The 23,888-nt window shown below is 43.2% G+C and carries 24 protein-coding genes; 15 read left to right on the top strand and 9 right to left on the bottom strand.

Annotated elements, in window-relative coordinates; translation table 11 throughout:
• Positions 1-15 precede the first annotated feature (15 nt).
• From EJP82_RS04320 to EJP82_RS04265, 12 genes are all read left to right on the top strand, one after another.
• Complete coding sequence (locus EJP82_RS04320; RefSeq protein ID WP_127190814.1) at positions 16-501, top strand: cell wall elongation regulator TseB-like domain-containing protein; 486 nt, start codon at positions 16-18, stop codon at positions 499-501.
• Positions 502-767: 266 nt separating this feature from the next.
• A complete protein-coding gene (locus EJP82_RS04315; protein ID WP_127190813.1) occupies positions 768-1,301 on the top strand; it encodes a hypothetical protein in 534 nt (177 codons plus the stop codon).
• Positions 1,294-2,796 carry an AAA family ATPase gene (locus tag EJP82_RS04310; protein WP_127190812.1) on the top strand — a complete coding sequence of 501 codons (1,503 nt, stop codon included), beginning with the start codon at positions 1,294-1,296 and terminating at the stop codon, positions 2,794-2,796. Before EJP82_RS04315 ends, EJP82_RS04310 begins: the two co-directional genes overlap by 8 nt.
• 136 nt (positions 2,797-2,932) lie before the next feature.
• Positions 2,933-3,805 (top strand): 3-hydroxyacyl-CoA dehydrogenase family protein, encoded by an 873-nt coding sequence (locus EJP82_RS04305; RefSeq protein WP_127190811.1) that lies wholly within the window; start codon positions 2,933-2,935, stop codon positions 3,803-3,805.
• On the top strand, positions 3,802-5,007 hold the full coding sequence (locus EJP82_RS04300) for an acetate/propionate family kinase (RefSeq protein ID WP_127190810.1): 1,206 nt from the start codon (positions 3,802-3,804) through the stop codon (positions 5,005-5,007). The genes EJP82_RS04305 and EJP82_RS04300 overlap by 4 nt, the downstream gene beginning before the upstream one ends.
• Positions 5,008-5,044: 37 nt before the next feature.
• On the top strand, positions 5,045-6,340 hold the full coding sequence (gene asnS, locus EJP82_RS04295; RefSeq protein WP_127190809.1) for an asparagine--tRNA ligase: 1,296 nt from the start codon (positions 5,045-5,047) through the stop codon (positions 6,338-6,340).
• A gap of 58 nt (positions 6,341-6,398) precedes the next feature.
• On the top strand, positions 6,399-7,088 hold the full coding sequence (locus tag EJP82_RS04290) for a DnaD domain-containing protein (protein WP_127190808.1): 690 nt from the start codon (positions 6,399-6,401) through the stop codon (positions 7,086-7,088).
• 121 nt (positions 7,089-7,209) lie between these two features.
• Complete coding sequence (locus EJP82_RS04285; protein ID WP_246053983.1) at positions 7,210-8,121, top strand: ATP-grasp domain-containing protein; 912 nt, start codon at positions 7,210-7,212, stop codon at positions 8,119-8,121.
• A gap of 433 nt (positions 8,122-8,554) precedes the next feature.
• Positions 8,555-9,142, top strand: a complete 588-nt coding sequence (locus EJP82_RS04280) for an RNA polymerase sigma factor (RefSeq protein WP_211350040.1) — start codon at positions 8,555-8,557, stop codon at positions 9,140-9,142.
• Positions 9,139-9,588, top strand: a complete 450-nt coding sequence (locus EJP82_RS04275; protein ID WP_127190805.1) for a hypothetical protein — start codon at positions 9,139-9,141, stop codon at positions 9,586-9,588. The genes EJP82_RS04280 and EJP82_RS04275 overlap by 4 nt, the downstream gene beginning before the upstream one ends.
• Before the next feature lie 23 nt (positions 9,589-9,611).
• Positions 9,612-10,721, top strand: coding sequence for a hypothetical protein (locus EJP82_RS04270; protein WP_127190804.1), 1,110 nt, complete (start codon positions 9,612-9,614; stop codon positions 10,719-10,721).
• Between the two features lie 178 nt (positions 10,722-10,899).
• Entirely contained in the window at positions 10,900-11,421 is a 522-nt protein-coding gene (locus EJP82_RS04265; protein WP_127190803.1) for a VanZ family protein, read from the top strand.
• 208 nt (positions 11,422-11,629) lie between these two features.
• On the opposite strand, the gene mtnB is transcribed toward EJP82_RS04265, so the two are convergent.
• The 7 genes from mtnB to EJP82_RS04230 form a co-directional block, all read right to left on the bottom strand.
• Positions 11,630-12,271, bottom strand: a complete 642-nt coding sequence (gene mtnB / locus EJP82_RS04260; protein WP_127190802.1) for a methylthioribulose 1-phosphate dehydratase — start codon at positions 12,269-12,271, stop codon at positions 11,630-11,632.
• A gap of 3 nt (positions 12,272-12,274) precedes the next feature.
• Complete coding sequence (locus EJP82_RS04255) at positions 12,275-12,946, bottom strand: 2-hydroxy-3-keto-5-methylthiopentenyl-1-phosphate phosphatase (protein ID WP_127190801.1); 672 nt, start codon at positions 12,944-12,946, stop codon at positions 12,275-12,277.
• Positions 12,943-14,166, bottom strand: coding sequence for a 2,3-diketo-5-methylthiopentyl-1-phosphate enolase (locus tag EJP82_RS04250; protein WP_127190800.1), 1,224 nt, complete (start codon positions 14,164-14,166; stop codon positions 12,943-12,945). Before EJP82_RS04250 ends, EJP82_RS04255 begins: the two co-directional genes overlap by 4 nt.
• Entirely contained in the window at positions 14,163-15,029 is an 867-nt protein-coding gene (gene proC, locus EJP82_RS04245; protein WP_127190799.1) for a pyrroline-5-carboxylate reductase, read from the bottom strand. Before proC ends, EJP82_RS04250 begins: the two co-directional genes overlap by 4 nt.
• A gap of 54 nt (positions 15,030-15,083) precedes the next feature.
• Positions 15,084-16,331, bottom strand: coding sequence for a glutamate-5-semialdehyde dehydrogenase (locus EJP82_RS04240; RefSeq protein WP_127190798.1), 1,248 nt, complete (start codon positions 16,329-16,331; stop codon positions 15,084-15,086).
• Positions 16,332-16,353: 22 nt separating this feature from the next.
• A complete protein-coding gene (gene proB, locus EJP82_RS04235) occupies positions 16,354-17,460 on the bottom strand; it encodes a glutamate 5-kinase (RefSeq protein ID WP_127190797.1) in 1,107 nt (368 codons plus the stop codon).
• A 378-nt stretch (positions 17,461-17,838) separates the two neighbouring features.
• On the bottom strand, positions 17,839-19,050 hold the full coding sequence (locus EJP82_RS04230; RefSeq protein WP_127190796.1) for a pyridoxal phosphate-dependent aminotransferase: 1,212 nt from the start codon (positions 19,048-19,050) through the stop codon (positions 17,839-17,841).
• A 140-nt stretch (positions 19,051-19,190) separates the two neighbouring features.
• On the opposite strand from EJP82_RS04230, the gene EJP82_RS04225 reads away from it, so the two are divergent.
• Entirely contained in the window at positions 19,191-20,012 is an 822-nt protein-coding gene (locus tag EJP82_RS04225) for a carbon-nitrogen family hydrolase (RefSeq protein WP_127190795.1), read from the top strand.
• A 2-nt stretch (positions 20,013-20,014) separates the two neighbouring features.
• Here the strand turns inward: EJP82_RS04225 and EJP82_RS04220 are convergent, their stop codons facing one another.
• Together EJP82_RS04220 and EJP82_RS04215 are read right to left on the bottom strand one after the other, a co-directional pair.
• The gene (locus EJP82_RS04220) at positions 20,015-20,944 is read right to left on the bottom strand and encodes a LysR family transcriptional regulator (protein ID WP_127190794.1); all 930 of its coding nucleotides are present in this window, start codon (positions 20,942-20,944) and stop codon (positions 20,015-20,017) included.
• A gap of 145 nt (positions 20,945-21,089) precedes the next feature.
• The gene (locus EJP82_RS04215) at positions 21,090-21,605 is read right to left on the bottom strand and encodes a DUF3231 family protein (RefSeq protein WP_127190793.1); all 516 of its coding nucleotides are present in this window, start codon (positions 21,603-21,605) and stop codon (positions 21,090-21,092) included.
• Positions 21,606-21,842: 237 nt separating this feature from the next.
• On the opposite strand from EJP82_RS04215, the gene lepB reads away from it, so the two are divergent.
• Together lepB and EJP82_RS04205 are read left to right on the top strand one after the other, a co-directional pair.
• On the top strand, positions 21,843-22,394 hold the full coding sequence (gene lepB / locus EJP82_RS04210; protein WP_127190792.1) for a signal peptidase I: 552 nt from the start codon (positions 21,843-21,845) through the stop codon (positions 22,392-22,394).
• Between the two features lie 203 nt (positions 22,395-22,597).
• A complete protein-coding gene (locus tag EJP82_RS04205) occupies positions 22,598-23,653 on the top strand; it encodes a Gfo/Idh/MocA family protein (protein ID WP_127190791.1) in 1,056 nt (351 codons plus the stop codon).
• Positions 23,654-23,888 lie beyond the last annotated feature (235 nt).

The raw sequence follows: 23,888 nt of genomic DNA, 5'->3' as shown, positions 1-23,888 counted from the left end.
GAGTGGAAGAGAAGGTTGAAGAAGAAAACCAAATGGATACTAATCTCTATCCTAACCCTGCTGATCGTGCTCTTTGGTCTTCACCGTTTCTATATCTATATCCAACAGGATTTGTGGAGCGGCGAGCAAGCCGCGGTAGTACGAGCACAGCAGGAAGCCGGTATTAGCGATGTTAAGAAAGTATATAAATCGGTTTGGGATGAAGTGTGCTGGGTTGTAGAAGGTAAGGATGAATCGGGGCAAGCAGTCATGGTATGGATTCAAGAAGGAAAAGAATCCCGAGTAGTCCCTCTCTCAGAAGGAACAACTGAAGCCCAGGTCAAAGCGATCATACATGAACGCTTTCCGGAAATTGATATTGTAAGATTGGTTCCTGGAATTTATAACGATCAATTAGTGTGGCAGTTATTTTATAAAGAGAACGCACATCATTATTATCGTTTCTACAATTTCAGCAGCGGCGAACCACTCTCTGAGGTGTTTACACTACCGAATCGCTAGGTAATTACATTTAAATAAGCCATGTGCACGAATGTTGATAATGAACATTTTGCACATGGCTTATTTGTGTGGTGCATGCATAGTTTAAACTGCGAAATAATATAAAATTTTAAATATAGTCACACCTTCCATTCGAATTAGCGTGTATGATGTGATATACTTTTATTTGTTGAAATGATATACGAATAGTATATCGATTTAGTTGAAAAATAGTATACAAGTTAATATATATCAACACATATTATCATCATAAGGGGGACATTAAAGTGAAACTTCGTACCTGGCCGATTGTTATAACGGTTGCGGTATCAGCACTGTTGTTGTTTGGTGGGTGGTTTGCTTATCGCCAGTGGGTGGTTGAAAATCCCCTAAAAAAACTGGTGACAGAATATGAGGGTGTTAATGCTGTTCAGTTTGATATTACCCGCACTCAGGTTGATTTGAAACTGAAATTAGAACCAGGAACCGATATTAGTGGTTTGGTCAAACATATAGAACAGGACGGAAAAGGATTTATCGGAAATCGCACACTGAAATTGGACGTTGAGGATAATTCCTCACCTGCTCTAGATAAATTATGGGAGCAGGCATTGTTCTCCGTAGCACAGGCGATGGAGAACAAACAATATACAGAGATCACAGCTACCTTGGAGAAGCTTGAGCAACAAGATAACTCATTACAGACGAGTGCGGAAATAGATGATAAAAATGTATACATTACTTTGACTAATGGAGAAAATAGCAAATTTATTATCTTGCCTCGCATTCCGCAGAAAATGGGGGTATGGTCCAATGCGTAAATCAATGATTGAGGTTGCGATTGGATTTGTGCCAGTATTTTTGGTTTTCTTGGCTTATATAGGGGTGAATATTGTACCCATTATTATTGTTCTGATCATGCTTGCAGCCCTATTTGCAGTAGCTAAATCACGAGGAGGAATTGCGGTTGGTGCTCTGCAAGGTCGCAATCGAAAGAAGAAGGGGATAGACAAGTTAACATTTGAAGAAATTGGGGGTCAAGAGAGCGCTAAGCAGGAGCTTAGAGAAGCACTTGATTTTCTAGTTCGTCATGATGATATTAAGAACTTTGGTATTAGACCTATCAAGGGTATTCTACTAACTGGTCCTCCCGGAACTGGGAAGACGTTGTTGGCTAAAGCCGCTGCACAATATACAGACGCGGTGTTCGTTACAGCTTCGGGTAGTGAATTCGTGGAGATGTATGTTGGTGTGGGTGCGGGACGCATCCGTGATTTGTTCAAAGATGCCCGAACTCGTGCTGTGAAAGAGAAAAAAGAAAATGCGGTTATTTTTATCGATGAAATTGATGTGATTGGTGGTAAAAGGGAAGGTGGTCAGCAAAGGGAGTATGATCAGACACTCAACCAATTACTCACTGAAATGGATGGAATGTATTCTTCGGAAACACCACGAATTCTGCTCGTAGCTGCTACCAACCGGAAAGAAATGCTCGATAGTGCGCTGCTGCGTCCTGGTCGGTTTGATCGGCATATTCAAGTGGATCTTCCTGATAAGAAAGGCCGTAGACACATTTTGGAACTTCATGCGAAGAACAAACCGCTTGCGCAAAATGTAAGTCTGGATAAAGTTGCTGAGGAAACCTATGGTTTCTCGGGGGCTCAACTTGAAAGTGTAATGAATGAAGCAGCTATTTATGCCATGCGTGATCATCAAACTGAGATTAACCAGAATTATTTATCGCTAGCGATTGACAAAGTCATGATGGGTGAGAAGACGGACCGTGAATCGACGGAGGAAGAAAAGCGCCGTGTTGCGGTTCATGAATTGGGCCATGCTGTAGCTGCTGAAGTCGTTTCTCCTGGAAGTGTAAATCAAGTCGTCCTTAGCCCGCGTGGAAGGGCACTAGGGTATGTTCGGCATAATCCTCAGGAAGAGAAATACCTGTATACCAAGGGTTATTTAGAAGGTCAGATCATGGTTACGCTGGCTGGTGCGGCTGCAGAAGAGATTTATTACGGCGGACGTAGCACAGGTTCAAGTAATGATTTTGAGCAGGCATTAAATATTGTCCATACGATGTTGACATCGGGAATGACTTCGCTCGGTATCGTCAATATGGATATGGTGACCAAAGAAGTGCTTATGAAAGAGAACGCCTTAATTCTGGACGAATTATTTTCTAGAACAAAACAGCTATTAATGGATCATTCTGCTGTATTTGATCAATCACTGGATATCCTGTTGAGCGAGGAAAGACTCTCTGGTGAACAATTTCGTTGTCAATTTCGTGACAGTATCACATTACCGGCATAAAAAATGATGCCGGTTATTTTTTTTTACTTTTTGCTCGTGCTAAGATATTATTAGATGTTGGGTATAAAACATTGTATTATTCGACACGAAGGGTACAATATATGTAGAGACCACGAAAGGATGGAGCGACTGAATTATGAATTTTAAAAGAATAGGTGTCATTGGTGGCGGTACGATGGGCCAAGGCATCAGCGAAATGTTGGCGGCTAAAGGACTAGATGTATTACTTGTAGAAGAAACTCCAGAAAAATTAAACCATGCGTACAGCATGATAGAGACGAGCCTGGATAAGCAGCTTGAGAAATGGGCGATTACCAAGGCGGAGAAGAAACTTATCTTATCTAAAATTCATAAAGTAACCCATTTTGCCGAACTAGGCACCTGCGATATGGTGATCGAGACCATTTCGGAAGATTTGGATGCAAAAAAGGAAATATTCAAGCAGCTTGATCAAGTGTGCCCAAGCAATATCCTGCTTGCGAGCAATACATCAACGCTTAGCTTAACAGAAATTGCTGGTTCGACGATGTATCCGGAGCGCGTAATCGGTATGCACTTTATTTATCCGGTATCCCGGATTAATCTGGTAGAGATTATTCGTGGCTTGAAGACATCAGAGTCGACCTTTGAAGATACAAGACGCTTCGTTGAAGAAGTTGTCGATAAACGGGGTGTTATGGTTTATGAATCCCCTGGTTTTGTTACATCACGAATTATTTGCACGATGATCAATGAAGCACTTCACGTGCTTGGTGAAGGCGTTGCAACTGCTGAAGATATTGATGCTGCAATGCGCATCGGTTATCAATTCCAGTATGGCCCGCTCGAAATGGCTGACCGTTTCGGTCTGGATTCTGTATTGGCTGCTCTTGAGCGTATGTTCCGTGAATTTGGTGAGTTGAAATACCGTCCTTCCTTTGTGTTGAAGAAAATGGTTCGTGCAGGTAATCTTGGTGTTAAAACCGGCGAAGGATTTTTCAAATACGACAAGGATGGTGACCGGACATGAAAGTACTAGTAATCAACTCAGGAAGTTCTTCTTTGAAATACCAATTATATGATATGACTGATGAATCAGTTCTGGCAAAAGGACTAGTAGAACGGATCGGAATGGATTCATCCATTCTGAATCATAAACCTACGGGTAAAGAAGAAGTGACAGAAGTCAGTGAAATCCTTGAACATAACACAGCGATTCGTAAAGTGCTTGATATGCTGACAGATCCAGAACACGGCGTGTTAGAGTCCGTGGGAGAGATTCAAGCTGTCGGTCACCGCGTTGTACATGGTGGGGAAGCATTTAAAGGTTCTGTACTTGTTACTGGCGAAGTGAAATCAGAAATTCGCCGTTTGTTTGACTTGGCGCCTTTGCACAATCCACCAGCAATTATGGGGATTACAGCTGCTGAGAGAAATATGCCAGGAGTTCCTCAGGTTGTGGCATTTGATACGGCTTTCCATCAAACAATGGATGAGAAAGTATATTTGTACCCTATTCCGAAAGTATTGTATAAGAAACATCATGTTCGTCGTTACGGCGCACACGGTACTTCTCATGAATATGTAAGTAAAGCTGCTGCAGAATATTTGGATCGTCCAATTGAAGACTTGAAGATCATTACTTGTCATATTGGTAATGGTGCAAGTTTAACAGCTGTTAAGGGTGGCAAATCTGTAGATACTTCTATGGGATTAACACCACTTGAAGGCTTAATGATGGGAACTCGTAGTGGGGATCTAGATCCAGCTATTGTTACGTTTGTTATGAACAAAGAGGAATTGTCGCTAAGCGAAGTAAACTCAATGTTGAACAAACATAGTGGATTGCTTGCTATCTCTGGCTCGAGTAGCGATATGCGTGATATTACAGACGGTTGGGAAGCTGGCGAACCAAATGAGACGCTTGCTTTTGAAATGTACGAATATCGCCTTCGCAAATACATTGGTTCATATGCTGCAGCAATGAATGGTGTTGATGTGATCGTATTTACAGCAGGTGTTGGTGAAAATTCCGCGATCGTTCGGGAGAAAGTATGTCAGAACCTGACTTATCTTGGTGTGGAGTTAGATAAAGAACTCAACAAAATTCGCTCTGGGGATCCACGTCGTATTTCAACTCCGAATTCGAAGGTTGAAGTACTCGTTATTCCAACGAACGAAGAGCTAGTGATTGCTCGCGATACACATCGTATCGTACAGGAAGAAAAATAATATAAATATTTTGTTACGTTAGAGGAGAGATTGTGTCATGGCGAGCAAAACCGTGATCCGTCAGGTTAATGAATACGTCGATCAGACCGTTATTATCGGTAGTTGGCTGAACAATAAACGTTCCAGTGGTAAAATCCAGTTCCTGCAACTTCGTGATGGAACTGGTTATATTCAAGGTGTAGTAGTGAAGAGCGAAGTGTCAGAAGAAACTTGGGATCGTGCCAAAAGTTTGACACAAGAAACTTCGATGTATGTGACAGGTGTAATTCGTGAGGAACCACGTAGTGCATCTGGTTATGAGATGACAGTAACTGAGATTGAAATAATTCATTTAACCGAGAATTATCCGATCACTCCGAAGGAGCATGGGGTTGATTTCCTTATGGATCACCGTCATTTATGGCTTCGTTCGGCGAAACAACGGGCTGTTATGGTCATTCGTGCAGAAATTATCCGTGCTGTGCAACAGTTCTTCGATCAGAATGGATTTACCTTGGTGGATCCACCGATCTTGACTCCAACATCAGCAGAAGGTACAACTAACCTATTCCATACCAAGTATTTTGAAGAGGACGCATACTTAACACAAAGTGGCCAACTCTATATGGAAGCTGCGGCGATGGCCCTTGGTAAAGTTTATTCCTTCGGTCCAACATTCCGCGCTGAGAAATCTAAGACACGTCGTCACTTAATCGAGTTTTGGATGATTGAACCGGAAATGGCTTTTGTTGATCATGAAGAGAGTTTGAAAGTGCAAGAACAGTTCATCGCACATGTCGTGCAATCCGTATTGACGAATTGCCGTGCTGAACTGGAAGCGGTAGGTCGCGATATCTCCAAGCTGGAGAATATTACGGTTCCTTTCCCACGGATCACTTACGATGAAGCTATTGAATTCCTGCACAGCAAAGATTTTGATATTCCTTGGGGTGATGATTTTGGTGCACCTCATGAAACAGCAATTGCAGAGAATTATGATAAGCCAGTATTTATTACTCATTATCCTGCCAGCTTTAAGGCATTCTATATGAAGCCTGACCCGAATCGCCCAGAAGTAGTTCTGTGTGCGGATATGATTGCTCCTGAAGGTTATGGTGAAATCATCGGAGGATCTCAGCGTATTGACGATCTGGAACTGATGGAGGCCCGTTTCAAGGAACATGATCTTTCACCAGAAGCATATCAATGGTACATGGATCTGCGTAAATACGGTTCGGTACCGCATTCTGGCTTTGGTTTAGGGCTTGAACGTACTGTGGCTTGGATTTGTGGACTAGATCACGTGCGGGAGACAATTCCGTTCCCACGTACGTTGTATCGCCTTTATCCGTAATTAGGTTATGGAAGTTTATTCACCTGACTTGTAGTGAAATGAAGAAAGGTGAGAAAGTATGGCTATGACTGAAGGTTGGAAAGTCTGGGCTAAAGGAATATCGTTCGGAATGGAAGTCGGAACGGTCAATGTGCCATATGCACTTCTCTCTCATTATCGTAAGCTTCATCTCAATGATGCTGAAGTCATGCTTCTGATGCAATTACTGGCTTTTCTTCAGGTGGAGCATAATGATTTTCCATCTATTGACGAATTAGAACAACGGATGGGAACATCCACTGGAACAGTAGCTACGATGATTCGGCGCCTGATGAAAGATGGATGGATTACGATTGATGAGGAGAAAGACGAGACGACGGGAATCCATTCCGAGCGATACAATTTGTCTGGGATGTATGATCGGCTTGGGCAATATATTGCTGAAGAGCGGGCAGCCGCTCGGCAAAGCATGAGGGACCGCGAGGTTTCGCCACAGCCGCAAGAGGAACAGGTTCGGAATCTATTCGTTATTTTTGAGAAAGAATTCGCTCGTCCATTGTCGCCAATGGAGTGTGAAACAATCTCAGGTTGGATTGATCAAGACGGTTATCCGGAGGAACTTATTCTATTGTCGCTTAAGGAAGCTGTGTTTGCTGGGAAAGTACATTTTCGGTACATTGATCGTATCCTTCTTGAGTGGAGTCGGAACCGCGTGCAAACCGCTGAGGATGCCAAGGCATACACGCAAAAGTTCCGTGGCCGTTCATAAAAACGAATAGAAGATGATGATAAGTAAAGAAGCAGTTCACCTTACGAAGGTGGGCTGTTTCTTTTTGTTTTGTATGTTATTCTGAAGTAGTAAGATTTTGGGGCCTATGTGGCGGGAGGCAATGAACTTGAGAGGCTGGATCATTTACAAGAGTGGCGCAAATGAAGTGAAGCCTGAGACGTTTGAACTCGGTCGTCTAGTTCGAGAGGCTGAGAAGCAAGATATTGATATCCGGGTTTTATCACCCGAACAGTTTGAACTGATTGTGACACGTGATGATCGCAAAAGTGTAATGGTAGACGGTGAAGTGCAGCAATTACCGGATTTCGTGTTGCCACGAATGGGAGCGGGGACGAATTATTTTGGACTGGCCCTGATTCGTCATCTGGAAAGGCTCGGTGTTCGAACATTTAATTCATCACAGAGTATTGATACTGTAAAGGACAAGCTGTTCACACTACAAATTTTGGCGGAACATAATCTTCCCGTACCCAAGACTATGTTGATCCGTTCCAAAGTTGATGTTGATCTAGTTGAGAAGCATCTTGGATTCCCCGTCGTAGTGAAGACGATTTCTGGTTCACAAGGAAGCGGCGTATTCTTAGCAGAGACGAGATCTAAGTTCATTGATTTGCTCGAGATGATTAGTGCTTACAAAGAGAATGCTACTATGATTTTACAGGAGTTCGTAGAGTCGAGTCGCGGAATAGATCTTCGTGTTATCACTATTGGCGGTAGAGCTGTCGCCGCAATGAAACGTATTTCTGGAAGTGATAGTTTCAAAGCTAACTATTCTCGTGGCGGTTTAGTAGAGCCCTTCGAGATCAATGCCGAAATTGAATGGCTGGCATTGGAAACTTCACGCCTACTGAATCTGGACATTGCCGGGATTGATCTACTATTCGATGGGGACCATTACAAAATTTGTGAAGCAAATTCCTCCCCTGGATTTGAAGGACTTGAATCATGCTGCAATGTTAACATTTCCGAGGAAATCTATAACTTTCTGAGAGTTCGTCTTAATCGTTTTTAACTATACTACAACAAAAATTGGTAGAGGTGTCTGTATACAGACGCCTCTTTTTAGTGTGTTATTATAGGTTGAACCTACTATATAGATTGCTTCTGAGAGGACGGAATGTTCCGAAGAAGCGGGGTGGTCATCTGACGTCAGCACTATACGGCTCTAAACCGTAATCAGTGCTTGTTAATAGAAGAAGTATATGCAGATCATAGAGCGAAGAGGGCGGAATTGTCCTGAAGAAGCGCAGCGGTCGCCTTTGCCTCCAAATTTTTACCGCTATAGAGATATATTCAAACAAATTTGGAGGCAACAGCGATCGTAAGGATAATCCGTCCGCGTAGCGGTATTGATCTACATGATGCTTTTTATCAAACACTGAATTAGTGTTGAGCCAAATAAACTTTTAAAAAGTTTTATTTTCATGCAGGGGTAAGCCATACTTGTGTCGTTTACTATATTGGGGAAGGAGGAGAGAACTATTGATGTAGAATCACTTATATTGAAATTTCAACAGGGCGATACTGATACTTTTCGCGAAATAGTGCAAGAATACGGGAACTATGTATATCGTGTAACCTATTCTGTACTGCATGATGCGAAGGAAGCGGAAGATGCAGCCCAAGAAACATTCCTACAAGTCTATAAGTCTCTCCCCGGTTACCGTTCCCAAGGGTTTAAATCCTGGTTAACTCGTGTCACCGTAAACAAAGCGATCGATATGAAACGAAGGCGGGACCGCCGCAGAGAAGAACAGTGGGACCCCGTAGATGTCGCTCTTCAAATCCCTGCGCAGGATGATGATATCCTAAAAGGACTCATAGATAATGAACATAGCCAACAAATTCAAGATAAAATCTTACAACTTCCGCCGGGACATCGTGATATTGTAACGGCATTTTATCTAGAGGAAAAAGGATATGAAGAAATTGCAGCGGATCAGCAAATCGCTGTAAAAACAGTAGAATCGAGATTATACCGTGCAAGAGCTTGGATTCGCGAACATTGGAAGAAGGAGGAGGAGTGGAGATGAATAAGCCGGGCGACAACAAGGAAAATGTCTGGAAAGAATATATTCGTAGAGATGCTATTCAACAAAGTGATGAAGAGCTTGAGAGTCTTCTTTTACAAGATGATGAATCTCTGGAGGCGTATATAACGGCGCTGACTTCACTCGAACATGAACTGCCTAATTTGTTAGATCAGAAGCGATTCACAGATAAAGTTATGAAGTCGCTGCCTATCGATGAACTCGGGCCTAAAGTTTCTAGTCTGCCAAAGTGGCCACGTAAGTGGAGTAGGCATCCTTTATTCCATTATGTTATAGCAGCATCTGTAACTGTCATTCTAATGTCTTGTGGCTTGTTCGATTTTTTGACTTTCGGTGCAGAACAAGTTATCCACCAGACGGATAGGCCGTCGATTAGTCAACAACTGCTCGATAAGACTTCGGGATGGATTGATAAACTTAAACCGTGATTTACTAGAAAGGATGAATGAATTTGCCATATTATCGTAATAGATTGTTAGCCTTGATTCTGAACTTCATTCCTGGCCTGGGCCATTTATACTGGGGTCGAAAAGGAAGGGGGATCATTTACCCGATCTTTTTCTTTGGGGGATTGCTTGGGGGAGCATTCTTGGCTATGGTATTCAACGAGGGTGGGATCTTCGCTGTTGCTGCTACAGGGGGGCTCATTCTCTGGGTTATATCTATGCTTGATCTTCTAATTCTGTTGTTGAAACAGCCTAAAGCCAGGGAGAGGGAGCTGTCGGACCAGTATTCCGAAGATCCCATGATACGGAGAGATGAGTCAGCAGAACGATTCTATACCATATTGTTGTCATTTATCCCTGGTCTAGGACATTTCCAATTGGGTCTGATGCAGCGGGGCTTGTCGTTTCTCATATCCTTCTTTGGACTGATCACCATGATGTTATTCATTACTAGTGTTACGAATCAATCTGTGTTTCTTCTATTTCTCGGTCTGTTGCCAATTATATGGCTATATTGCATGTTCGATGCGGTTCAACTTATTCATCGTAAGCAAGCGGGTGAATTTCTCGTGGATCGCACTCTATTTGACGAGTGGGAATCGGGAAGAACCGAAGGTAAACGCAGTAAAGTACTCGCTACCTTACTCTCGGCTTTTCCAGGTGCAGGACAAATGTATCTGGGTATGCAAAAGAGAGGGTTACAACTTATGGTTTTGTTTCTAGGGAGTTTCTATATTATTGACGTCCTAAGGATGTCGGTGTTTCTATTCATACTTCCCGTGATCTGGTTCTACAGTTTCTTTGACGGACTTCAGTCGACGAGCCGTTATGAAAGAGAGCCGTTAGCAGACATTCCCTTGATCCAAGGTAAACCCAATCATCAGCATTGGATTGGCATAGTACTGGTGCTTCTGGGTATTTATTATGTTGGCATGAATGTAGTGGTCCCGTTATTGAATAATTATTTTCCAGAGTTTCGGCTATATCATCGGATCGACACATACTTACGTCCGGCCGTGATTTCTCTGCTCCTGATCGGCGGCGGATTGAAGCTATTATCGAAGACAAAGAAACATGACGTATATTGGGATGATGAAGATGACCGATTGAGATAAATGATAGATACCATTCCCCAAAAAAATAGTCTTTAACATGCACTTAACTATCGGCAGATGTGCGCTGTACGGGCGGAATTTAGATGATGTCGAGAATGGCGACTTGATTCACACTGCTGATGAAGATGATGGAAAACGAGATGAATAAAATGAGAACCATTATAAGGAATGGTAAATTATGATAGAAAAATTAAAGAGACATCAAAAGATATTTACTATGAGTTTATTGGTTGTATATTGTTTAGCACTAACATGGATCATATTATTTAAAATGTGTTTTTCGTTTCAAGATCTACCTAATTTTAGAGGAATTAACTTAATTCCATTTGTTGGGTCAGTTATTATTAACAATCAAATTGATTTTAATGAAATTATGAATAATATACTTATTTTTGTTCCATTTGGAATTTATATAAGTATGTTGAAGCCGGATTGGACATTTTTAAAAAGGGTTGCTCCAATAGTAAGTGTAAGTTTGGTGTTTGAAGTATTCCAATTCATATTTGCGATTGGTGCTACCGATATAACCGATTTTATTGGAAATACATTAGGTGGACTTCTTGGGATTGGAGTTTACTTTGTACTCTACAAATTATTCAAAACTGAAATAAAGACTAATAAAATATTAAATGTTATAGCTTTAATCGGTACAGTTTGCTTCATAGCGTTATTTGGATTATTGATCTTAAATAATGATTAAATAGGAATGGTTGTAAACGTGGCTTGGAAAAACAGTCAGGATAATTGATAGGGAAAAGGGTTCCTTTTGAGGTTATGTACCTCTTAAAAGGAACCCTTTTATAGCTGAAGTCTAGAATTAAGTTAGGCATAAAGTGCAAACGTAGCGATGAACCATCCGACTCCGCAGCGTCTTATTGCAAATTAGATCCTTAAGTTCTGGTTTCACCTCAACCCAGAGCTAATCTCCGATATTCCACCTCGAAAATAAACTCGAATGCCTCCAAGTGCCGCTTGGCTTCAAACACATTTTTGCCCCAAGCATATATGCCGTGATTACGTAACAGAATACCTGGAATGTCTGATTGTAGGGAGGAAGGAATCAATTTTGCAATGGCTGAAATATCTGCATAATTAGGTAGTACTGGAATTTGTATTGCTGCATTCTCCTCCCAAATGCCGAGCCCTTTGATGAGCTCAATGCCTTGGGCAGGAACAAACCCCGTATCTCCATAACGTTCACTTAATAGACTATTAAATACCGTATGCACATGGAAAATAGCGCCGCAGCCCGTCATGCGGTAAATTTTTGCGTGAATGAGTGTTTCAGCACTCGGTTTAAGTTTGGTTGATTCACAAGCTTCGCCAGAGGCATTTACAAACAGGAAATCCTCAGGTGTATGTACTGACTTATCCCTGCCGCTAGAGGTTACTGCAAAGTGGAAGTTATCAGGAGAGAAATCACCGACCCGAACAGAGAGATTACCGCTCGTACCAGGGAACCAGCCCCGGGAAGCGAACTGCTCTTTGATGTTTCGCAGATCAGCAAGCGCGACTTGTTTCTCCTCTAACGTTATATCAGCAAAATTCATCTTCTATCGTTCTCCTTCCCGCTTAATCAGATCATCCCTTATATCGAAGAAAGTCTCAAATGGTGTGTGTGGTACGCCCAATTCTACACATTTCTTAGTCAGAGAAGCACGGGAGTATACCTGGTCGGCTAGCTTGGCTCCTTCGAAATCGGTTAGACTGTCGCCAATGAGGATTCGCTCGTAAAGATCTTGGGGAAAACGTCGCATAACCGTTGCTTTACACATGCCACAGTCGTTATTGCACTCCTCGTCGCACGGATGTGGCCAAGTGATGGTAATATGGTCACTGCTGAAATCAGCACCGTTACAATAAATATGTTCTTTAGGAATGTTATACGGGTCGACTATCGGCTCAAGAAAGAAATCAATGCCTCCACTTGTGATGTAAAACGGAATGTTACGCTCTCGAACATAGCTCAGAAATTCACCAAAACCCTCACGAATCCGCGCCTGTTGAAGGACGAATTGAGTTACTTCTTCCCGCTCCGTGGAAGGGATTAGGTTGAATAAGATATGGACACCCTTACGAATGGAAATCTCGTGGGATAATATTCTCTTCATTACATCTTCACTGCCGGCTGGCTTGAAATGCTCCATGATGGCTACGATATTATCGCTTGTTGTAATCGTTCCATCAAAATCACAGAAAATAACGGGCTGTTTGTTTGTGGTCATCGTGATCCTCCCCAGATGTCTAGTGCTGCTTTTAATTGAGGCATGTGTTCAGCGGCCTGTTCCAATGGTACGCCGTTTAGAGCGGCATCAATGGCTTGCACAAATGCTAGGCCGCCGTTGATGGCTCCGCCAGGATGGCCGTGGATACCGCCTCCAGCGTTAACGACGACATCGGTGCCGAAATCTTCTAGAATGCGTGGGACTAGGCCCGGATGGATCCCCGCTGATGGAACCGGAAAGCTAGTTCTAAGCGCAAGTTCAGAACTAAGCAGTTCGCGCTGAATGGCTAAATTTTCTGCTCGTGGCATAACGACTGATCCATATGGTGATGGGAAAAGGACAAGGTCAGCACCCGCAATCCGCATGAGCTTGCCCAGAAGCAAGGATGCAGAAATACCATAATGAGGAGAAGGGTAGAATGCACCAGCTAGAGAAGGGTGAGCAGCAATGGGGACCGTAATATCAGGGTCACTACTAAGCTCATGCAGAACGTCAAAACCGTAGGGCAATACATTGAATAGGAGCGCAGACGCTCCTGTATCGATAGCCTTTAATGCTTGATCTCTGAGTTGAGATGTGCGTCCTGTAATATTTACAGCATAGAGTAACTTCTTCCCTGTGATTTGCTCCGCCTCTTCAGCGGCTTCTAGACATACTCGAACACGCTGTTCAATGGGGGTAAGAGGGTTCTCAAACAGAATCTCGTCGTCTTTGATGAGATCCACTCCGCCAAGTGCTTGAGCCATAAATTGCTCCTTAAGCCCATCCAAATCATAACCAATAACGGATTTGAAAATGCTCATAAGGAGAGGTCTTTCCTTCACACCCAGCAACTCACGAATACCGGAGATGCCAAACTTGGGTCCAGGGAATGCACTGAGAAAATCCTTCGAGAAGGTTAAGTCGATTAGCTTAATCTTTCCATCCATTGAGATTTTGCCAAAGGTGGTAATCAGTAAGGCAGGAATATCTCGACTAAAATTGATATCCGGGTAAGAAATAGAAACGTCAGCATACCGTTCAACCTGATTTCCACTTTCGGGCTCATGTACCTCAACACGTTCAACATGACCTAAGTGTTTGCGCATTTCATCCTGCTTGGTCCCAGGGAGTTCCGTCCATGTACCCACAGTCATCCCAACTGCAATAGACTGGGCTTTACGTTGAAAGTCACCTTTTTCATCATAAATCCTGTAGGTTGCAGTGCAATAACTACTCATAGTAGAGCCTCTTTTACAGCCTCACCCATTTCTCGTGAACGCTCAGCACAACGGTGAACAGTAGCTTTAACCGTTGCCGTGAAATCACCTGCGGCCAAAACTTCAAGTGCCGCTTGCGTGGAGCCATTCGGTGAGGTAATGTCCGCACGAAGTTTGGCTGGATCTTCGCCTGTTTCAGTCATCATGGAAGCTGCGCCCTGTACAGTCTGTACTGTCAACTCACGCGCTTGCTCCGGTGTCAGTCCACCTTCGATTCCTGCAGCAATCATAGCTTCCATCATATAGTAAATATAGGCGGGGCCACTGCCGGATATCCCGGTCAATATTTCCATTTTGGATTCGGGAATGACACTAACTATACCCACAGCTTGGAACATGGATAGCACCTGGTTGATATGTTCTTGGGATGCTTCCGCCGAGAAAGAGATCCCAGTTGCGCCAAGTCCAATTGAGCTAGAAGTATTGGGCATAGTACGAGCTATCGGAGCTTTGACACCGAGCAAAGCTTGCATTGTATCAATAGAGAGCCCTGCAATGACAGAGACGATCAATTGCCCCTCCTTCAGTAGTGGACCAAGTGCTTTGAGGGCGGCTCCAGCGTCCTTGGGCTTCATAGCCAGCACAATGACGGAGGCTTGGGCTAATAATTCATGTTTAGTTTCCTCCGTGTTACCAGTAACAACGCCGTATTTCTCGGACAATTCTTTTAGACGTTCTTGATTACTGCGATTTAGCATTGAAATATGTTCAGGTTTCGCTACGTCGCGCGCAATAAGTCCACGTACAATAGCTTCTGCCATTGAACCAGCACCATTGAAGCAAATGGACAGCGGGGAATTGGATACGGATGTAATTGAGTTCATATAATGGACCTCCTGTCGTTGTGTAGGGATGCATATCAACTGTTACTGCTACGTTTATTGTCGGATTTGGCCGTTACCATCAATGATATATTTACTCGAAGTCAGAGCAGGAAGACCCATTGGACCTCTAGCATGCAACTTCTGGGTGCTAATACCGATCTCTGCTCCATAGCCGAATTCATAGCCGTCAGTGAAGCGGGTAGAGGCATTATGATATACAGCGGCAGCATCAACTTCTTGTTGGAATCGTTCGGCATGAAGTCTGTTATTTGTAACAATACATTCGGAATGTTTGGTTCCGAAACGTTGGATATGAGCCAGAGCTTCATCTAGATCATGAACGACTTTAATATTTAGAATATAATCGTTATATTCAGTAGCAAAATCCTCATCTGAAGCGGGTATTGCCCAATCTACAAAGTTTCTAGTTTGATCGCAGCCTCTGAGCTCTACCCCAGCTTCACGAAAACGTTGGGCTAGATCATTTAGATGTGCTCTAGCGAAGGTCTCATGAACGAGCAGAGTTTCGATAGAATTACATACGGATGGACGCTGTACCTTCGCGTTAATCGCAATTGCCGCACTCATTTCCAAATCAGCAGAACCATCAATGTAAGTATGACAAATCCCTGCACCAGTCTCAATGACCGGAACTGTGGCGTTCTGAACGACATTCTGGATAAGCGCACTGCCTCCACGAGGGATTACAACGTCGAGCAGACCGTTGAGCTTCAGCATTTCATCCACGGATGAGCGGTTTGGATCTTCAATCAATTGAACAGCATGGCTTGGGATGGCGCTTGTGGCCAAGGCACTGTGGATAATTTCCACAATTTTGCGATTTGACGAAAGTGCTGATGAACCACCACGAAGGACAACGGCGTTCCCCGTTTTCAAGCATAGACCCACGGCATCGACGGTCACATTTGGACGAGCTTCATAAACGATGCCTATCACACCGAGTGGTACACGTTTCTTAACAATATGCAACCCATTAGGGCGATCTGTCGTTTCAAGGATATCGCCAACTGGATCAGGTAGATCGACAATTTGTCTAAGTCCCTCAGCGATGTCTTTGATTCGCTCATGATTAAGTGCCAGTCGGTCTAGCAATGAGGTAGATGTCCCATTCTCCCGTCCGCGAATCAAGTCTTCTTCATTCGCAGCGATGATGGCATCACTCCCTGCAATAAGTGCTGTAGCTATAATCTGCAGAGCCTCATTTTTTTGTTCGGTCGTCAGACGATTCAGTATAGAAGTTGTTTGTTTAGCAAGCTCGGCTTTTTGTCTTACTTCACTCATTGTGTAACCTCCTCAAATTTATTTATGATTTTAAAGAAATCCATTCATCACGATGGATGACTTCTAAGCGATGGACACTATTAATCTTCTTCACTACATCCACGCTAGACAAACCTAGGATATCTTGTAACTGTTCCGCATCGTAATTCACAATTCCGCGTCCCAAAATTTCACCATCTCCGTTAAACACCTCTACCACATCTCCAGCATGGAAATGACCCTTGGCCTTACGCACACCTACAGGAAGAAGACTACGTCCGCCACGGATAAGGGCCTCTTCAGCTCCTGCATCCACTACAAGGGAACCTATAGGGGTGGAGAGGAATCCAAGCCACTGTTTCTTTCTCGGTAGGGAAGCGGATTGGGTCGAAAAATAAGTTCCTTTACCTGTTCCCTGAAGTATGGATAAAATTTCACCCGGTTGATTCATTTTGCCGATAAACACGGGTACGCCACCAAAGGCACCGATTTTTGCTGCATCTAATTTGGAGCGCATACCACCGGTTCCAACAGAGGAGCCAGCGCCGCCAGCAATGCTATAAATCGCATCTGTAATCTCATCGACTTGATTTATCCGGGTTGCAGCGGGATTAATCCTTGGATCCTCGGTATAGAGTCCATCCATGTCCGTCAGGATGATCAAGTGACTCGCTTTGAGCAGGTTCGCTACGAGCGCCGATAGGGTATCGTTGTCACCAAACTTTAATTCATCAATAGACACGGTATCATTTTCATTGATGATAGGTAGCACATTATGTTTGAGCAACTCTTCCACCGCCATACTGGCGTTGCCTGTTCTTTTCACATTATGGAAGTCGGAACGAGTTAATAGCACCTGAGCCGAGAGAATACCATGTACGGCGAGTGCCTCGCGATAGGTCTGCATGAGCAAAGCCTGACCGACGGCTGCGGCAGCTTGCTTCTCATGGAGCAACTTGGGTCGTTCAGGGTATCCGATTTCACGGAATCCTGCCGCAACCGCTCCAGAGGTAACAAGTAAGGGTTGATATCCCGCACGATAAAGTGCAGATAGTTCGGCAGCAAAGTATGATATCGCTTCTCGGTTTAATCCCCCTTCTAGCGAGGTCAGTGAGCTGCTTCCAATTTTGACGACAATGCGAGGTAGCATGGAGATCACTCCTTAATTTAGTAGAAAATAAAAAAACTTTCGCCTTTGCAGCGCAAAGGACGAAAGTTTAACTTCCGCGGTACCACCTTTATTGATGATGAGTCTCATCCAACTTAAGCCCGGTAACAGGGGCGCTGTCCGGTATCATGTACCGGCCGCTCGGGGATAGGTTTCGAAGGGGACGAACCGTAAATTCTCACAGCCTAAGGAATTTACTCTCTGAGGTTCCGTTGATCTCTCCTACTGGTCCCGTCTACACGTTTACTGATGTGTCACGAACGACGAACGATATTAATTACTGATAGAATAACATGCGTTTCAGGGCAATGCAAAACAAAATGCTTTACTATAGTGATGTATCCATTTCACCGGGGGCAATTAGAACAATCCGAGTTTCCCAATACGTAGTACCGCTTCCCGCATGCGCTCCTCCTCACTTAGCAAGCCGACGCGTATAAAACCTTCCCCATGCCGGCCGAATCCAATACCTGGTGCAACAGCCACTTTGGCTTTTTCAAGCAAGAGCTTTGCGAATGAGTCGGAATCATGGCCTTTGGGTACAGGAAGCCAGGCGAAGAAGGAGCCTTTGGATTTTTCTGCTTCCCAGCCTATCTCATCTAGGGCCGTAAACAATACGTTTCGTCTGGACTCATAGGTGCTAATCAGATCGCTCACATTTTGTTGTGAAGAAGTTAATGCGACTTTAGCTGCTTCTTGAATGGCTCCGAATAGACTGACATAGATGTGGTCTTGCAGCAAATTGATGAGAGAGACGATTTTTTCATTACCAAGAGCAAAAGCAACACGCCAACCTGCCATGTTATATGTCTTGGAGAGCGTATAATATTCTACACCGACTTCTTTAGAACCCTCCGCTTGTAGAAAACTTATGGGACGATTGCCGTCAAATCCAATAGCACCATAAGCGAAATCGCTGGCAACGACAATGCCATGCTTGGCCGCAAAATTAACTGTATCTTCGTAAAAAGAAAGAGGTGCCGTGGCCGCGGTCGGATTGTTGGGATAATTCAGAAACATTAACTTTGCACGTTCACGATCTCGTGGGGAAATGGCGTCATAGTCTGGAAGGTAATGATTCTCTGCACGCAGGGGCATAAACGACATTTCTGCTCCAGCCAATGCGGCACCCGACCAATAGTCCGGATAACCGGGATCCGGGACCAGGCAGAGGTCACCTGGGTTCAACAAAATTTGACTGATTTGGACCAGTCCTGTCTTTCCACCAAATAGGATAGCAATCTCTTTTTCTGGGTCCAGAGTGACACCGTAATCCTCCTGATAGCGTTTCGCTACGGCTTCCTTTAGAAAGTGATATCCCTGAAAGGGGGAATATTTATGATAGAGTGGGTTCGAGGCCGCAGTTTGTGCAGCTGCAACAATATGATCTGGTGTTGGGCGGTCTGGATTACCCTGACCAAGATTAATGACATCATGTCCACTCGCTATTTCATGGTTAACTCGCTCAACTAATGAAGCGAAAAATTGTGTTGGCAATCTCTTCATGATTTCGGCGGGTTCAATTGGAAACGAAGAGTTTCCGCCAAATGGTTGTGGTGATCTTGAATTCATCCTGCAACACTCCGGTCCAAAAATATAATATTGCTAATTTAACATGATTTATCCGGGTTGTATAGATGGGATTGACGGGATTATGAAGCGGACACTATGATGAAACAAATGCGAGTTATGTGATAGAAAGGATGATTAGGATGACTCAGAGGGAGACATCTTGGAATATAGCACTACTGCAAACTCATATTGAGGTGGGCGAGCCACAGTGCAATCGTGAAACCATGCAGCGCTGGATGGAGGATGCGGCGGCAGCTCCAATCAAACCAGATGTCATTGTACTGCCGGAAATGTGGAATACCGGCTATGCGCTGGAGCAAATTTCCGAGCTTGCTGACCCTGATGGGAGAGAGATCAGGGGATGGGTTTCGACGTTTGCCAAAAAGCATGATATCCATGTTATCGCAGGATCTATAGCTGAACAGCGGGATGGTAAAGTGTACAATACGATGATTATCTTCAATAACAAGGGAGAAGAGGTAGGAGCATATTCCAAAATCCATTTGTTTCGCTTAATGGAGGAGGAGAAGTATTTAGCCCCTGGTGAGGCAACACTTTCTTTTGAATTGGATGAAGTCGTTGCAGGAGCTGCGATATGTTATGATATCCGGTTTCCGGAATTGGCTCGAACGTTATCGCTCAATGGGGCGAAGGTGATGTTTGTTGCGGCTGAGTGGCCACATCCACGGTTGCATCACTGGCGTACACTGCTTATGGCACGTGCGATAGAGAATCAAATGTATGTGGTCGCATGTAACCGGACGGGGGACAGTGGTAGCGATTCCTTCTTCGGACACTCCATGATTATCGATCCATGGGGCGAGATTGTCGCCGAAGGTAGTGAAGAAGAAGAAATCGTTACAGGCCAGATCGATCTTTCACTGGTTGATCAAGTTAGAAATAGAATTCCTGTCTTCGAAGATCGGCGTCCACAGCTTTACGGAAATGGCATGTGTGAGTAAACTTATCCTTGCGTCTCATTTTCATCTTGGAGATGCTCTTTCATCGTTAATTTAAAAGTTTCAATAAATGCCTCAGCCGCTTTGGACAAATAACGTCCTTTGCGGTAAGCGATAACTAGAGTACGGCTTGGAACGGGACTAGAAAGTGGCACATACACTGGAATCAATTCACTTCGTTCCGCCCGAGCGATAAATCTAGGAACGAGTGTAATGCCCATGCCTGCTGCTACAAGGGATTGCACGGTTTCAATATTGTTACTCTCAAAAACGATATTAGGTTCGAAACCCGCGTCTCTGCATAAATCTAGTGCTATTTTACGGAAGCCTTGACCTTTCTTAAGAACGATAAACGGTTCGTCTTTAAGTTGTTCTAGTGAAACGCCACCTGGTTTTGATTTAAGCTTTGCTAAGGGATGATTGGGTGGTACAGCCAAATCAATTTTCTCTTCGCAGATCGTCTCATAAGTTAAAGTTGGTTCTTGCAGTGGTAGTGAAAGTAAGCTGAGATCAGTCCCACCGCCTGCCGTCAGTTTTTCCAAGTTGAGTGAAGTATCTTCTAGTAAAGTGACACTGATTTCTGGATAAGCCTCTTTGAACGCAGGTAGGACATAAGGTAGTAGATGGGAGCCAGTAATCGGCATACTTCCGATAATAACGCGGCCAGCACGAAGCTGGGAGATATCATCCATCTCTTGACGCAGTTGTTCGACGGCATCCATAATTTTTCTGGCATGTGTAATAAAGCTAGCACCCGCATGTGTTAGTTCAACTGAACTGGTATTCCGATGAAACAGTTTGACACCGAGTTCTTGTTCTAGTTTGGATAGTTGCTGGCTGAGTGAAGGTTGTGCGATATGAAGCTTTTCAGCAGCCCGGGAGAAATTTCTTTCTTCAGCGATTTGTAACGTATATTGGAGTTGTCTGAGTTCCATGAATTCACCTTCCATGACAAAGATATAAGAGATTATGCTATAAGTAATTCCTATAGTAATTATATATTATATATAGTATCCCAATAAGAATATATAGCACGCTAAATAATAAAATCCCGCTCGATGAGCGGGATTGGGATTCAATTTATTTTTCAGACTCAGGTCTCTTTATTTGAAGAGGAGGAGGGATGAGCCAACCCTTTTCTTTATTTAGCTTCAATATTTTAAGTCCTAAAGCAGCTTTAGTGAGATGGTATTTAGCAAATAAGGCGCCGATATCCTCCCTAATTGATTGAGCCATAGCTTGGCTACAAGCAACTAATCCAGCGGAAGTATCTACAGCAATTTTAGCAGCTATTTCAGGATCACTAAATTTTGCACCCGCAGGAATGTCTTCAAGCTTTACAGGAGGTTTATCAGGCATAATCGGTGCTGAAGGAATCCCGTTATCACTGAGTATTGTGTCCAACTCTTTAATTTCCAACTTAGCTTGATCAATAAGATCATTAAGTATTTTTTTTAGGTCTTTGTCACCAGCGTGGTTTAGATATGTCTGATAGCAGGATACTGCACCTCTGGCAGCCACGGAGGCCGCCCATACACCAAAAATTTCGCCATAATGCATAGGTTCATCTTTTGGATTACCACTTAAAACACCCATTTAAATCGCTCCTTTTTGTAGTTGTTTACAGATCTATAGTGTCCAGAAACAAAATATTAATGTATGTTTTTATTTGGTCCACAGAGTGATTGCTATAGAGGCGGTTAACGTTGTGGGGTGAAGTTCACAAAACCCAATCCGAACCTATCTTATATAGGCTGGATTATCCGCTCTATTTTATTAGTCTATGATTTTATGTATAATATAGGAAAAGCATCTACAGGAGGTTTGCCATATATGAAAGTATGGAAAGAGATTCAAGGATGGAGTATCTCGATTATACTTGGTTTTGTACTCAGTATGATTATAGGCATTTTTATTATTCAACCATACAAGGTAGATGGTCATTCTATGGAACCGACCTTGAAAGATAATCAACGGATTTTTGCTTGGAAATTTTCACATACATTAAACAAACTTCCTGATTACGGTGATGTTGTCATTATCGATAGTCGAGTTGATCGGAAGCGTACGCTAATGGATGACATTAGAGAGCATCCTATTATTCGGTTAATGTCCGGGGAATCAGATGAAGAAATCTTTTATGTCAAACGGGTCATCGGATTGCCTGGTGATACGATTGAAGTTAAGGATGGTAAACTATACCGTAACGGTGAAGAGTTACTTGAACCGTATATTAAAGAACAGATGGAAGTGGGTATTGATCAAGTATGGACTCTTGCCGAAGGATCTATATTTGTGATGGGAGATAATCGTAACCATAGTAAAGACAGTCGAATGATCGGCCCAGTTCCGCAAGATCATGTGATGGGCATTGACTCGTTTTAAAAGGCATGGGATCATAATAATATACATATAAGTAGTCCCCGAACTATGGGGACTATTTGTTTGCATCGCTATGTATGGACGTGATGATCATATGCATGGACATCATGATAATAGTAAGGTAAACATGATATTCATCTTGAAATTCATGATATATTATAGAAACTAAACTGATTAATCTACAAGTGCAGGAGGAGACAGTGGATATGAATAATAAAATCTATTCCTTAGTTATTGTCGGCTATGGAGGAATGGGCAGTCAGCATGGGCGGAAGTTAGAAGAAGTATCACGAATTAAGGTTACGGGTGTCTATGATATTAAAGAAGTGAGACAAGCTGAAGCGCGTACGAAAGGTTATAAAGTTTACGAGGATTATCAAGCTGTACTAGATGATCCCTCTGTTGATATTATTTTAATTGCCACTCCAAATGATAGTCATCACCCTATTACATTACAAGCTTTGCATGCGGGTAAGCATGTTATTTGTGAGAAGCCAGCTATGATGAACAGCCAAGAAGTTAAGGATGTAATGAGCGCTTCAGAAGAGACTGGAAAAGTGTTCATGGTTCATCAAAATCGTCGCTGGGATGAAGACTATTTAGCGATTAAGAAACTTGTCGATGAAAAAGAGCTTGGTGACGTATTTTATGTAGAGACACGGGTTCATGGTTCTCGTGGAATCCCTGGGGACTGGCGTCATGATCTTAAACATGGTGGCGGCATGCTCCTAGATTGGGGCGTACATTTACTAGACCGCTTATTGATTTTGTTCCCAGAAAAGGTTACGAGCGTTTACGCAAAACTAAGTTATATTTTAGGCCATGAAGTTGATGATGGTGTGAAAGTATACCTCACCTTTGAGGGTGGAAGAACGGCCCTGATGGAAGTTGGAACAACGAATTTCATTACATTGCCTCTATGGTATGTAACAGGTTTGAACGGTGCAGCGGTAATCGAAGACTGGGATATGAACGGGAAAGTCGCGAAATGGGATCAAGCAGATACTAGTGATGCCGTACCTATCGTAGCTGGTGCAGGACTGACCAAAACGATGGCCCCACGTGCAGAGAATACCGTATCAGAGTATCCAGTACCTAGAGTTGAGTGCGACGTACGTGACTTCTACTATAATTTTATTGATACTATTGAAAATACGGCTGAACGAATCGTAACTAATGAAGAAGTATTACGCATTATGACTTTGATGGAAGCTGTGTTTGAATCCGATAAAACCGGAGAAGTAGTACATTTGAATTTGTAAAAAGAAAATGAAGAAACATAAGGGCATCACCCATAGCATCCTAGTTCTACAGAGGATTGCTGAGGGTGATGTTTTTTATACTCCAGTCCCCTTTCACTAATAGTTGCACAAAGTACAGTTAAATTTGGCTAAGTTGCCAATCCTCACATTTTAATTGTATAACTGGACCTCTGTCAAAAAAGTGGACACTACCTTTAGCGAATTAAGCAGATTTCTTCTGAAACTGTGCAGCAAA

Origin of the sequence: Paenibacillus anaericanus (assembly GCF_003994475.1) — a bacterium.
Classification (GTDB): Bacteria; Bacillota; Bacilli; order Paenibacillales; family Paenibacillaceae; genus Fontibacillus; species Fontibacillus anaericanus.
This window is presented reverse-complemented; position numbering and strand designations above follow the sequence as displayed.